Here is a 12,019-nt window from a genome sequence, read left to right on the forward strand (position 1 = left end):
GGTCTCGGTCATGTCAGTCGCCTGTTCAAAATTCGGCATCTCGTTCATCGGTTCAACCCTTACCAGCGGCGCTCAAACCTGCGACGCAGGATGATAGCGATAATGTTCATCGTTAAGAGGAACACCAAAAGGACGATAATTCCGCCCCAAGCCTTTTCGTAAAAAGCATAGTCGGCTCGTGCCGCCCATGTGTAGATCTGCGCGGGCATCGCTGAATTCGGCTCGGTAAAGCCCGCGATAAGACCATCAGGATAGCCACGCGCCACAAAACCAACCATGCCGATCAGCAGAAGCGGAGCCGTTTCACCAAGCGCCTGGGCCAAACCGATGATCGTTCCGGTTAGGATACCCGGCATTGCCAGGGGCAGCACGTGGTGGAATGTTGCCTGCATCTTCGACGCACCGATCCCCAGCGCTGCATCGCGAATGCTCGGAGGAACCGCCTTCAGCGAAGCGCGCGTTGAGATAATGATCGTCGGAAGTGTCATCAGCGTCAGCACCAGACCACCGACCAGCGGTGCCGATTGCGGCAGGTGCATGAACTGAATGAAGACCGCCAAGCCAAGGATCCCGAACACAATGGAGGGGACGGCGGCCAGGTTGGATATGTTCACTTCAATCAGGTCGGTGAATTTGTTCTGCGGCGCGAATTCTTCAAGATAGATGGAAGCAGCAACACCGATTGGCAGGGACAGGAACAGGACCACCAGCATCATGAACAAGGAACCGATTACGGAGGCGCCTATGCCGGCGGCTCCCGGGTTGTCCACTCCGGAATCCGCGCCGGTGATGAAGTTCCAGTTGAACACTGACTTGATGACGCCCGCCTCAACGAGCGCATCCACAAGATCCAGGTCGGTCTTTTGCAGGAACCGGCTGTCGGTCATGTTCGCCCGCGTGACGCGCCCATTCATGTAGCCATCGACCCTAGATGAGGCCGCCAGTTCAAATTCCACCTGGCTTCCCAGCCGGTCCTGGTTGGCGGTGAAGAACGACCTGATGGTGCCACCGGGTTTTCCGACAATACGTTCAATGGTAGAGGCGTCGAAGGGCACGCTGACACCGTTTTCCTGAAGCTGCCCCTGGAGCGCGCCTATAAAGATTTTCTCATAGGCCTTTGTCTTGAAAAGCTGACTTTCCGCTTCGTCGAATTGCTCCTGCGTCAGACTGAATTCAACCTGAACAACAGTTTTCGTGAACGCCGGAATGCCTTCGCTGATGATCGTAAAGGTCAGCACAACCAGGAAGAAGAGGCCAATTCCGATCGCAGCCATTCCATAGGCCTTGAACCGCTTTTCCGAAGCATTTCGTTTGCGGGTCAGATCATCGATTTCATAGAGCGACTTGAATTTGAGCGGAACATTGGTCGGTTTCTCGGCTGGTTCGGGAGAAAGTGTCGTCTCGGTCATCAGTCATACTGCTCCCGGTATTTGCGCACGATATAGAGCGCGACAATGTTGAGACCCAGTGTCACTACGAAGAGGGTCATGCCCAGGGCAAAGGCAACCAGCGCGACCGGTGAGGCAAAGTCGGCATCACCTGTCAGCTGACTGACGATCTTCGCCGTCACAGTGGTCATGGCTTCAAAGGGGTTGAGGCTCAGACGCGCTGCCGCCCCGGCGCCAAGAACCACAATCATGGTTTCACCGATGGCACGGGATGCTGCCAGCAAAATGGCACCGACAATACCCGGCAGAGCCGCCGGCAGGATGACCTGCTTGACTGTTTCTGACTTCGTCGCACCAAGCCCGTAAGAACCATCACGCATAGCCTGTGGAACGGCGTTGATGATGTCGTCGGACAACGAGCTAACAAACGGGATCAGCATGATGCCCATAACCAGACCAGCAGTCATGACCGCCGTTCCAGCCTTCATGATACCAAGGCCGTTATCACCGAAGACGGAAAGCAAAAGCGGTCCCACCGTGAGGAGCGCGAAGAGGCCGTAAACGATGGTCGGAATACCGGCGAGAATTTCCAACAGCGGTTTGGCGACGGCGCGAACTCTCGGTGTTGCATATTCCGACAAGTAAATTGCGGCGAACAGTCCGATTGGCACGGCCACAGCCAGCGCCACAAAGGAAATGTAAAATGTGCCCCAGAGAAGCGGAAGGATGCCGAGTTCGGAAGACCCACCGCGTCCCGAGAAACTTGGTGACCATGTCAGCCCGAAGAAGAAGTCGGCGGCCGGATAAAGCCTGAAGAATTCGACTGTGTTGAACACAAGCGACAGCACAATGCCGATGGTCGTCAGGATCGCAATCGAAGCCGCCGCGATCAGAATAACCCTGACACCTTTTTCGACCGTATTGCGGGCCCAGAATTGCGCGTTGGTTTCTTTCAAGCCCCAGAGTGCACCGCCTATCGCCGTGAGAATGACGGCGATCGTCATGTAAAGATTGCCAGTGGCTGCGAGAACCCGGTACCTTTGCGCCGCTCTCAGAACAGGCTGCGTGATGTCCGAAGTGACGATCTGGCCGGCTTCCTTGAGACGCGTGGTAACGTCATTGATGTCGGCACGGGCGCTGCGTGCGAAATCCTCTGATATCTCACCGCTGGCGACAGCGTTGTCGAGCCCGCGCGCGGCGCGGCGCACCTCTGCCAGAACAAGCCCGCGGGATGAGCCTTCGCTGATCGCGCTGTCCGGGATCAATCCGGAAATTTCTTTATTGACGTAAAAAGGCTGCACGAGCAGCCAGACAATCAGGAGCAAAAAGGCAGGCACTGCGGCCTTCATTGCAACGTTCGCCCCGTAATAGGACGGAAGGGAGTGCAGAGCGTGACGCTCTCCCCCGGCGCTGGACATGGCCCGCGCCCGCCCCAAAACGTATCCGGCCACTGCTATGGCAAGTACGATCAAGATGAGCCAGAACAAAGACATTTGCTCCCCCGGAAGGCATTAAAAAGATCCAAAAAGGAAAAAGGGGCGGCGGAATATGCCGCCCCCGTGTATCGAGTAGGGGCTCGATTACTGCATGGTTTCTTCGTTGGAAACGGATGCCTGCGTGGCAGAAAGTTCCGGATCGGCAACCAGACCGTATTGAGCCAGAGGGCCTTCCGCTCCGGCAATCTCGTCGGCGATGAAGAACTGGGCGTATTCTTTCAGACCCGGGATCACGCCGATATGCGCCTTCTTGACATAGAAGAACAGTGGACGGGAAACCGGATACTCGCCAGAAGCGATGCTCTCGGTGGACGGAGCGATCCCGCCCATTGTGGCCACTTTCAGCTTGTCGGTGTTGTTCTCGTAGAACGCCAGACCGAAGACACCGATGCCGTTCGGGTTGGAGTCGATGCGAGCGAGGGTCTCGGTGTAATCGCCGTCGATATCGGTGGACTTGCCGTCAGCACGAACGTCGATGCAAGCGTCTTCAGCGTCGTCCTCGGACATGCCACTGTCGATCATGGCCTGCAGGGCACCGGTTGCTTCACATCCTACAGCCAGGACCTTTTCTTCGAAGACTTCGCGGGTGCCGTGCTTGGTACCCGGAATGAAGGCAGCGATTTCAACAGCCGGAAGGTCGGAATTGAACTCAGCCCAAGTGTTGTGCGGGTTGTCGACGAGTTCACCGTCTTTCAGAACCTTCGAGCCGAGGGCGTTGAAGATGTCAGCCGGCTGGAAAGCAGTGAATGCCGGGCCGTTTTTCTGAGACGCAAAAACGATCCCATCGTAACCGATGCGAACTTCGATGATGTCCTTAACACCGTTTTCCGCGCATGCCTTGATTTCTTTTTCGCGGATCTTGCGCGAAGCGTTGGCAACATCAATGGTGTTTTCACCAACACCTTCGCAGAAGCGCTTCAGACCGGCAGAAGAACCACCGGATTCAACAACCGGTGTTGGAAAATCGGTGTTTTCACCGAATGCCTCGGCAACGATGGAAGCGTAAGGCAGAACCGTAGAAGAACCGGCAACCTGAACCTGGTCGCGAGCCTGAGCTGCGCCAACGAATGCAGTGGAAGCAACAGCCAGAGCAGTTGCGCTAACGAGGGTCGTAAATTTCACTTGACCACTCCCTTTGAATGTCAAGGTTTGCAGATGTTCGCCGAGCGCTTGAATGCTCGAGCGATGCCGGGAACCTAGGCCCCATGGATGAGAGTTCTATGACAGTTCTTTTTCAGTTTTGTGACAATTTAAGTCTTTGAAAAATAATAGATAAACTCAACCACCAAATCTTTGGTGTCATAAGATTCGGGTTTTTGGTCACATTGCAATGCAGTTCGCGGGCTGAAGCTGCCCACCTATCCATTGCAATGTTAGGCCGTGTGGACGAATTGGTTTGGAGCGTGGTTCGAGAAACGATTGTCCAGTTCCAGGAGCGTAAATGCAGAAAGGGTTGCCCCTTTCAAGTTTTTGCGACGCCGAAATGGACAATCTTTTCTCGAATTCTGAAAGGACGCGGCGCATTTGAGACTTGAGGGCGCCCGAAACCAACTCGTCCACACGGCCAAGTCCTCGCCAAATTCAGGAAGACGACACAACTCGGAAGTTTAATCAGGCAGAAATCTTCTCTGGAAGACCGTTTGTGTTTTCAAGCGCGGGAAGTTTTACGGTGAATGTCGTTCCCTGCCCCCGTTCACTGTCGATCTCCAATCGCGCGCGGTGCCGGGTCAGAATGTGCTTGACGATTGCAAGCCCGAGACCTGTCCCCTTCAACGCCCTGCTCGATTCAACATCCACCCTGTAGAAACGTTCAGTCAAACGGGGCAGATGCTCCTTTGGTATTCCTTCACCGTAATCTCGCACCGCAAGTATCCAGAAATGCTCTTCCGGTTCTTCGTTCTGTTCTGAAAGGTGCACATCGACGAATTTGCCGTTGCTGCCGTATTTCAACGCGTTCTCAATCAGGTTTTCAGCAACCTGAATGAGCTCATCCCGATCACCTTTGAGCCTGACCGGCGATGCGGGCATCTCGATGCGGATTTCAACATTCATGTCTGCGGCAAGCGGAGACAGTGCGTCCGCCGTATGGCGGATGATTTCGGATAGATCGACGACGTTGGCCGGTCGTACATGGGCTTTGAGTTCAATACGGGAAAGGGACAGGATATCGTCGATCAACCTGCGCATGCGTCCCGCCTGATCCAGCATGATGGACAAGAACCGGTCCTGCGCCTCAGGATCGTTTTTAGCCGGGCCCTGAATTGTCTCAATAAACCCTGTCAGCGACGCCAGGGGCGTGCGCAGCTCGTGGCTCGCATTGGCGACAAAGTCGGTACGCATTCGCTCCAGTCTGCGGTTTTCAGTCTGATCCTGAATAACAACAAGAATGAAGTCGGGTTCCCGGCCTCCGTGGTCCTGACTGCCACCACTTCCGGGCATGTACATTGGTGCGATATGCGCCTCGTACCAGGTTTCGGTCGGCACCTTTTCAATCCAGCTGATGCGTTCTGTCCCACCGGTCGCACATACCCGATCAAACGCTTCAAGCAGCGACGGAGCCCGCAAGCAAAACGACAAGGGATCACCGGGTTTCACACCTTCATAGGCTTCCTGCGCCGAAGCGTTGATATAGCGGGTTATGCCACGCCCGTCGGCAACAAAGCAGGGCGTTGGCAAGGCATCGACCGTTACTTTCATTCCTGTTCCGGGCCACATGCGACGTCTTTCGCGCTGTGTGCTCAGCTGCACGCGGCGCCCTGACGTCCTGCGCGGCACGAACGCTGCGACACCGCAAAGAACCAACAGACCGGACACTGCGGCCCAAACAGGTACCTGAAAGGCAATCACAAACAGAACCGCAATCAAAAGTGCCGAAATAAGAACCCAACGGGACTCGCCCAGGCGCGTCAGCTGTGAAGCGGCAGCTTGTGCCTCGGAAGTCTCTTCAAAAGACGATGGCGATGCGGTCATGAATTCATTGCGTAGTTTTGAGCCAGCCGGACATGCTGCGGAAAAGGGGATACTATTTCGGCGTCTTAGTTTTTTAGCAAGGCCGAATTCAGGATTTCGGGAAAGGTACGGGCTCTTAGCATGGCAAGCATGTCATTCAGGCGACAAACGCGTGACATTCTTTTGATTGTGCCGGCTTTTGATTGTGTCGGCTTTTGATTGTGCCGGCGCCCCCTCTCAGCGCCGGGATACCGCCTTGGCAGCCTTTTCCAGGTTCTTGATGATCCGGGGCCAGCCTTCTGCCTTGCGCATATTATTCTGGTATTCGGCCCCATCTTCCCCATGTCTGAGAAACTCAGTGTGAACAATTTCCACACGGGTCGCCTCACCCGCCTGCCGAAAATTGACCATGACCCTGCTGGCCGCCGATGGATCGGCCACTTCCGCTCCTTCCAGAGACACCTGCCAGGCCAGGCGAATGTAAAGCGGAGCTTCGATGGAAAGAACGGTTCCCCATTGCCGACGACGGCCTTCGCCATCAATTTCGTAACAATTACCCCCGACACATGGTTCAATCCCGGCTTCTACCTTGCCTTCTCCAACCGCGTCGAACGGAGAGGACCACCAGAGTTCCGGCTTGTCGACAAACAGCGAAAACGCCCGTTCGCGCGGCATGTCGAGCAATATTTCAAACCGGCATTCCTGATCCTGTGCCATAAGCAACCTGCTAAAGTGTTTTCGATCCAACCCGAACACCAGTGTTTCATAGAAGCACCCGAATTGGCAAAGTCGCGTATCCCTATCCGATTCCAACATCAGATAAATGACGCCATGACCTGGAATGGTCACACGTGTCGCAAGAGTTTCGACAAGATGCAAACCATTGCTATTGCCGGCAAACTGGACAAGGTTCAACACACACTTCGCGTTTCAAAATTCAATTGGTCTTTTCCATATGAAACACAATCGAGACTTCGATCCGAACCATGGTACGGCAGTTGAACTGGTCCCGGGCTTGCGACGGCTCACTGCCAACAATCCGGGGCCCTTTACATTTCACGGTACAAACAGCTACCTCATCGGTACCCGACATCTGGTCGTTATCGACCCAGGCCCTGCGTCTGATGAACATATCGGCTCAATTTTGAAAGCTGCCGACGGCGCCAGGATTGAGGCCATTCTGGTCAGTCACACTCATATGGATCATTCACCTGGTGCGCGGCTGCTGAAGGCAAAAACCGGTGCTCCGATCGTCGGTTGCGGGTCCCACAGGTCAGCGCGCCCGTTGATGGAAGATGAAGTCAATCCGCTGGATTCAAGTGGTGACAGGGAACATGTCGCCGATCAACTGCTTGCCGAGGGCGATCGCTTCAGCGCCGCCGGAGTGACGTTCGAGACCCTGGAAACGCCCGGTCATACCGCCAACCATCTCTGCTTTGCCTTGAGCGGCGAAAAGATCCTGTTTTCCGCCGATCACGTCATGGGCTGGTCCACCTCTATTGTCGCTCCGCCGGATGGTAGCATGAGGGACTATATGACCTCGATCGAGAAAATCCTTGGGCGGCCGGAGGAAACCTACTTACCCGGTCATGGTGCAGCCATTCATCAGGCAAAATCCTATGTTCATGATCTGAAACAACATCGGCTCGACCGGGAAGCTGCCATTTTGGCAGAACTCGCCGCCAGCGAGCGCACGATCCCGGAAATCGTCAGCACGCTATATGCCAATGTCGACCCTGTTCTGCACCCTGCTGCCGGTTTGTCCGTCTTTGCGCATCTGGAGGATCTGGTCGATAAAAAGAAGGTGACAGCCTCTCCTGATCTGTCACTGACCGCTTGCTATCGATTGAGCCGGTAACGGTGTCAGCCTTCGAGATCGGATAAGCCCAGGTCGTCTTCCTGAATGCCTTCTTCTTCGACATATGGCTTGAAACCAGGGAGGGGTATCGTGTTCCGCGGATCCTCAACCGGTTCGATCTGCAGCTCCTCTTCCTCTTCCAGACCTGTTTCCTCGACAGACAGGCGGGCGAGGTCACCGTAGGTCTCGAGCAACACCTGATCTATTTCGGTGAACACGACACGTATGTGATCGGCATTGTCGGATAGGTCCTTCAGCGGCGTCCTGGACCTGGATCGAACATCGAGCAAAGCTCCGACGGTATCCGGACGGATCCGCAAAGCGACGTCATATTTGAGGCCGAGAACGCGGGTGGAGCCTTCTGCCTGCAGGCGCGTGGGAGCATCCAGCAGGTCTGGTGGCAATTCGTCGACAACCGTCCATCCCAGCACTTCAATGGCCTTGGCTCCGGCAGCATGCAATTGGGCCGGAGCGATCCTGTATCTGCGCGAAACTATGTCGGGATGGTCCAATTCCAGACTGGTAATTCTGCTTTGGTCCTTTTTCGTCTGCCCCAGCAGCTTCTGCCAGGACTGTTCTTCCAGCGCCTGGTTGATCCAGCTCAGCACCGGCTGTTCATCGGCAATCGATTGAATCACCACGGCGGGAGGGTCCTGCCGGTCGGTGGAAAGGTCACTCGAGCCTGAATGCACGGCCAGCATCCCCAAAACAAGTGCGGGAGCTAAAAGTGCAAGACCGCCCAGCAAGACCCCACCCAATGCAGACGGCAGTCCCTGACCACCAAATGACCAGATGCGGTGAAGCGCAACGACGGCAAGGACGAGCGAAACTGTGGCAATAACCGCGGCACAGACGAGCGAAAGGACGAAAACGTCCGCTTCAATAAAGCCAAATCGCTTGGCAAGAAACGCCAACAGGGCAAGCGCCAGCGCAACAGAACCGACGGTGCGGCTTGCCGGAGCTGAGGCAGACTTGTAGGCGGCGTAACGCTTCATGGCTTCCCAACTTGCAGAGCACCGGCACCTTCGTTTCGTCAAACCTATGCCGTGCTGAATAATTCTTTGTTTACATCTGAATTGTCAAAAATGAACTTCACTTCGGTAAAATGCTCATCATAATTTCAACGGCGCAGGTTGGTGCATCCGATTGAGAAACTCGATGAGCGAACTAGCGCGCCCTGCTCCAACAGATTACGACAGGACGGGAATTCCGTCACCCATTGGTAAAATGAACAGATCGGCCAAACCTGAAAAACCCAGACAGAAATCATTGACCGGCAGCCTGTTCGGACCAGGGTTTGGCAATATTTGCCTCTGCTATCTCTTGATTGTCTCGACTTTTCTGTCGCCGCTCGCCTTGCTGTTCGCATTCCTGTTTGCCGAACCGCATGAAACCAGGTTCCATGCGCATTACTTTTACATCCGCACGACAGTCGCGCTTTTCGTTATCGGGTTTTGCGCAGGTTGCCTCATGATCGTTTTAGGCGCGGACATTTCATCGACGCTCATCCTCACCGGATTGGTTCTTTTGGCGTTCACGATTGTGGTGACACTTGCACGTTGCGCCCGCGGTATTTTGAGCGCCATGCGCGGCAAAGCGCCGCAGAACTACAAAAGCTACTTTATTTAAAGTGCCCATCAATCACGACGTAAGGGAAGCCCAAAAGAAAGACAGGTAAATAATTTCTTACCTATCTTCTTCAAATTCCAACGGAATCCGTTACATCCTGTTATGGAATTTGACTGGCCGTTTTGTGATTAGAGGCGCATGCTGTTTCCATCGAGAGCAAGAATTGCCAGCCGGAATGACCGGTTGCCCTTCGATCGCCTTAATTGGAAACGACATGCACGCTCGCTCGCAAAAAAACCAACTCAAGTCCAGTCAGCGGGCGCTGGACCATAACAATGGATCTGAGACAATGTCTGAGCAAATTTCCCGCCCGGATTCAAAGGTGCCGGATGGGGCGAAACTGATAAATCAGTACAAGCCGGTCGGCATCGCTGCGCTGAACGCAGCTGCGCTTTGCAAGAATGCCGGCGCCGCTACAAAAAAGTAATTCTCCGGCTTTCCGAGAGTAATGCGAGCGCCACTGCCGGCGCGCCAGCTTGTCAATGGCTGACGCCGCGCCAGGCGCATCGATATATCACACAGTTGCCGTGACCTGGTCTCTTGGGCAAACTGCCGCCGAGTCGGATACACAATTCTTTCGAATAGTGTGATCTGTCCCGCGGAGTTTGCCCATATGATCATTGCTTATTGCCCCTCAGTAAAAGGCCTGGAGCGGATAGACGTTTCTCCCGGCACTGCGCTTCCGTCGACATCGGTCTGGATTGATCTCGTTTCTCCAACGCAGGAGGAGCAGAAGACTGCGGAAAAACTGATGGGTGCGGAGATCCCGACACGGGATGAAATTGCCTCCATCGAGACATCGGAACGACTGTACCTGGAACCCGGCGCAGTCGTGATGACCGCGCAGTTGCCGATGATGCGCCCGGTCACCGACCCCACACTGTCGTCCGTCACCTTTGTCGCGAACGCAAAACGGCTTGTCACCGTTCGTTACGGTGAGCCCAAATCCCTGTCGGCATTTTCAAATAAAGCTCAGTCGGACGAAACAATTGCCCATAAAGGTCCGGCAGTGCTGTTCGCGATGCTGGACATTATCGTCGATCGTTGCGCCGATGAAATGGAAAACGCGTCCTCACTTTATGATGAACTGGCGCTACAGGTCTTTGGCGAAGGTCTTAATACGCGAAAGACCGGAAGTTATCAGGTCGCCATCAAGCGACTGGGGCAGATTGGACTGCAAGTGGCTAAAATGCATGATGTCTGCACCAGCCTTTCCAGAATGCTGCTTTACACAAGCACACATGCCAAACGTCTTGATTTGAACGACGAACAGACCGCGGATTGCAGAATGTACATTCGCGACATCCGCTCGATCAAAGAACACGGCAATGCGCTGGACAGTAAATTGAACTTTCTGCTCGACGCCACGGTTGGCCTGGTCACGCTGGAACAGAACCAGATTGCCAAGATTTTTGCGATGCTCGGTCTGGTGTTCCTGCCACCGACCCTGATCGCCTCAATCTACGGGATGAATTTTGCCAACATGCCTGAGCTCAAGTGGGAGCAGGGATTTTTGTTTTCGATCAGCCTCATGCTCGTGTCCGTAGTCGCGACCTTCATCTTTTTCAGATGGAAAAGACTGCTTTAAACACGTTGACGTGGTTTCACACATCACTTCAATAAAATTTTGCTGAGTGATATCGCTTTTGTTGGATTTTTTATGCCTTGTCTCTGCCAGCCATCTCCGGCGTTACATCGCATAAAATGCCGATTCTCACAGCTTCGATGACGCCTATCAAGGATACAAACGTTCCTTCGACCAGGGCTGATCCTCTGCGTCTCTGGTGAAAAGGATGCGGTCATGCAACCGGAATGGACGGTCGTGCCAAAACTCGATCGAAGTCGGGACCAGACGCATGCCCGACCAGTGCTCAGGCCGTGGTATGTCGCTGATGCCGAACTTTGCCGTGTATTTCGCGACTTCCTTTTCGAGCGCGAAACGGCTTTCCAACGGGCGGGACTGTTTGGAGGCCCAGGCACCGATGCGGCTACCGCGGGCGCGCGACTGATAATATTCGTCCGCTTCGTCCTTGGAGACTTCGACCACTTTGCCTCGTACGCGAACCTGACGGCGCAGGGACTTCCAGTGGAAGCACATCGCAGCCTTGTGTGACGACAGAAGCTCCCTACCCTTCGTGCTCTCAAAATTTGTGTAGAACACAAATCCGCGTTCATCGACATCCTTCAACAGCACCATTCGGACGTTCGGCAGGCCGGTTTCGTCAACAGTTGCAAGGGATAACGCATTCGGATCGTTCGGCTCGGACGCCTTGGCGTCCTCAAGCCATTCACAGAAAAGATCAAATGGTTTCTTGACCTCCGTAAAGTCACCATTTGTTAACTCTTCAGAAGGATGCTTGAGATCTGTCATTAGTTACCTGTCGAAGAAAATCCACCTGCAGCAAGGCGAAAAATGCCCGCGTGGGAGGCCGTCTGTAAGATGTTTCGTATGAGTTCATATACACCTGGACCCACCAAGATCCAGCATTTTGTAGCGGTTACCGTTTTACTCGGGGCTGCCCTTGGTGGCTGCAGCCGGCTCAATGTGCCAATCGGCAGCAACAATGTCGACACGCCGACTGTCATCACAGGGTCAATCGCATCCTCCACCGACATCGCTTACTCCGACATCAATGCCGATGACCGCGGCATTATTGCGGAAAACCTCGACGCAATAGGTCCGGAGCTGGCGTCCGGCA

At 54.5% G+C, this 12,019-nt stretch carries 11 protein-coding genes and 1 pseudogene; 5 read left to right on the top strand and 7 right to left on the bottom strand.

Going from position 1 to position 12,019, the window contains the following annotated elements; translation table 11 throughout:
• Positions 1 to 59: 59 nt before the first annotated feature.
• The 5 genes from pstA to K5905_RS14590 form a co-directional block, all read right to left on the bottom strand.
• A complete protein-coding gene (gene pstA / locus K5905_RS14570) occupies positions 60 to 1,409 on the bottom strand; it encodes a phosphate ABC transporter permease PstA (protein WP_297585174.1) in 1,350 nt (449 codons plus the stop codon).
• Positions 1,409 to 2,881, bottom strand: coding sequence for a phosphate ABC transporter permease subunit PstC (gene pstC / locus K5905_RS14575; protein ID WP_297585176.1), 1,473 nt, complete (start codon positions 2,879 to 2,881; stop codon positions 1,409 to 1,411). Before pstC ends, pstA begins: the two co-directional genes overlap by 1 nt.
• Before the next feature lie 87 nt (positions 2,882 to 2,968).
• Positions 2,969 to 4,006, bottom strand: a complete 1,038-nt coding sequence (locus K5905_RS14580; protein WP_297585178.1) for a substrate-binding domain-containing protein — start codon at positions 4,004 to 4,006, stop codon at positions 2,969 to 2,971.
• Between the two features lie 489 nt (positions 4,007 to 4,495).
• Positions 4,496 to 5,854: an ATP-binding protein gene (locus K5905_RS14585; protein WP_297585180.1), complete on the bottom strand. Its 1,359-nt coding sequence runs from the start codon at positions 5,852 to 5,854 to the stop codon at positions 4,496 to 4,498.
• Between the two features lie 216 nt (positions 5,855 to 6,070).
• On the bottom strand, positions 6,071 to 6,748 hold the full coding sequence (locus tag K5905_RS14590) for an SRPBCC family protein (protein ID WP_297585183.1): 678 nt from the start codon (positions 6,746 to 6,748) through the stop codon (positions 6,071 to 6,073).
• 40 nt (positions 6,749 to 6,788) lie between these two features.
• On the opposite strand from K5905_RS14590, the gene K5905_RS14595 reads away from it, so the two are divergent.
• A complete protein-coding gene (locus K5905_RS14595; RefSeq protein ID WP_297585185.1) occupies positions 6,789 to 7,691 on the top strand; it encodes an MBL fold metallo-hydrolase in 903 nt (300 codons plus the stop codon).
• Positions 7,692 to 7,696: 5 nt separating this feature from the next.
• Here K5905_RS14595 and K5905_RS14600 read toward each other — a convergent pair whose 3' ends face one another.
• Complete coding sequence (locus K5905_RS14600; RefSeq protein WP_297585187.1) at positions 7,697 to 8,686, bottom strand: DUF1499 domain-containing protein; 990 nt, start codon at positions 8,684 to 8,686, stop codon at positions 7,697 to 7,699.
• A gap of 163 nt (positions 8,687 to 8,849) precedes the next feature.
• Between K5905_RS14600 and K5905_RS14605 the strand changes: the two genes are divergently transcribed.
• The 3 genes from K5905_RS14605 to K5905_RS14615 all read left to right on the top strand — a co-directional run bounded on the left by K5905_RS14605 (position 8,850) and on the right by K5905_RS14615 (position 10,908).
• Complete coding sequence (locus K5905_RS14605) at positions 8,850 to 9,320, top strand: hypothetical protein (RefSeq protein WP_297585190.1); 471 nt, start codon at positions 8,850 to 8,852, stop codon at positions 9,318 to 9,320.
• A 289-nt stretch (positions 9,321 to 9,609) separates the two neighbouring features.
• Complete coding sequence (locus K5905_RS14610; RefSeq protein ID WP_297585192.1) at positions 9,610 to 9,747, top strand: hypothetical protein; 138 nt, start codon at positions 9,610 to 9,612, stop codon at positions 9,745 to 9,747.
• A 186-nt stretch (positions 9,748 to 9,933) separates the two neighbouring features.
• The gene (locus K5905_RS14615; RefSeq protein ID WP_297585194.1) at positions 9,934 to 10,908 is read left to right on the top strand and encodes a CorA family divalent cation transporter; all 975 of its coding nucleotides are present in this window, start codon (positions 9,934 to 9,936) and stop codon (positions 10,906 to 10,908) included.
• 147 nt (positions 10,909 to 11,055) lie between these two features.
• Here K5905_RS14615 and pdxH read toward each other — a convergent pair whose 3' ends face one another.
• Complete coding sequence (gene pdxH / locus K5905_RS14620) at positions 11,056 to 11,691, bottom strand: pyridoxamine 5'-phosphate oxidase (protein ID WP_297585197.1); 636 nt, start codon at positions 11,689 to 11,691, stop codon at positions 11,056 to 11,058.
• Positions 11,692 to 11,769: 78 nt separating this feature from the next.
• Between pdxH and K5905_RS14625 the strand changes: the two are divergent.
• Positions 11,770 to 12,019: pseudogene (locus tag K5905_RS14625) on the top strand (hypothetical protein); the annotation flags it as partial.

The sequence above is a fragment of the Roseibium sp. genome, from assembly GCF_025698965.1.
GTDB lineage: Bacteria > Pseudomonadota > Alphaproteobacteria > Rhizobiales > Stappiaceae > Roseibium.

What these genes read in the sequence shown, in the direction of transcription:
- pdxH (WP_297585197.1), bottom strand. Translation starts at nt 11,691, where the DNA reads ATGACAGATCTCAAGCATCCTTCTGAAGAGTTAACAAATGGTGACTTT.
- pstA (WP_297585174.1), bottom strand. Translation starts at nt 1,409, where the DNA reads ATGACCGAGACGACACTTTCTCCCGAACCAGCCGAGAAACCGACCAAT.
- K5905_RS14605 (WP_297585190.1), top strand. Translation starts at nt 8,850, where the DNA reads ATGAGCGAACTAGCGCGCCCTGCTCCAACAGATTACGACAGGACGGGA.
- K5905_RS14615 (WP_297585194.1), top strand. Translation starts at nt 9,934, where the DNA reads ATGATCATTGCTTATTGCCCCTCAGTAAAAGGCCTGGAGCGGATAGAC.
- K5905_RS14585 (WP_297585180.1), bottom strand. Translation starts at nt 5,854, where the DNA reads ATGACCGCATCGCCATCGTCTTTTGAAGAGACTTCCGAGGCACAAGCT.
- K5905_RS14595 (WP_297585185.1), top strand. Translation starts at nt 6,789, where the DNA reads ATGAAACACAATCGAGACTTCGATCCGAACCATGGTACGGCAGTTGAA.
- pstC (WP_297585176.1), bottom strand. Translation starts at nt 2,881, where the DNA reads ATGTCTTTGTTCTGGCTCATCTTGATCGTACTTGCCATAGCAGTGGCC.
- K5905_RS14610 (WP_297585192.1), top strand. Translation starts at nt 9,610, where the DNA reads ATGTCTGAGCAAATTTCCCGCCCGGATTCAAAGGTGCCGGATGGGGCG.
- K5905_RS14600 (WP_297585187.1), bottom strand. Translation starts at nt 8,686, where the DNA reads ATGAAGCGTTACGCCGCCTACAAGTCTGCCTCAGCTCCGGCAAGCCGC.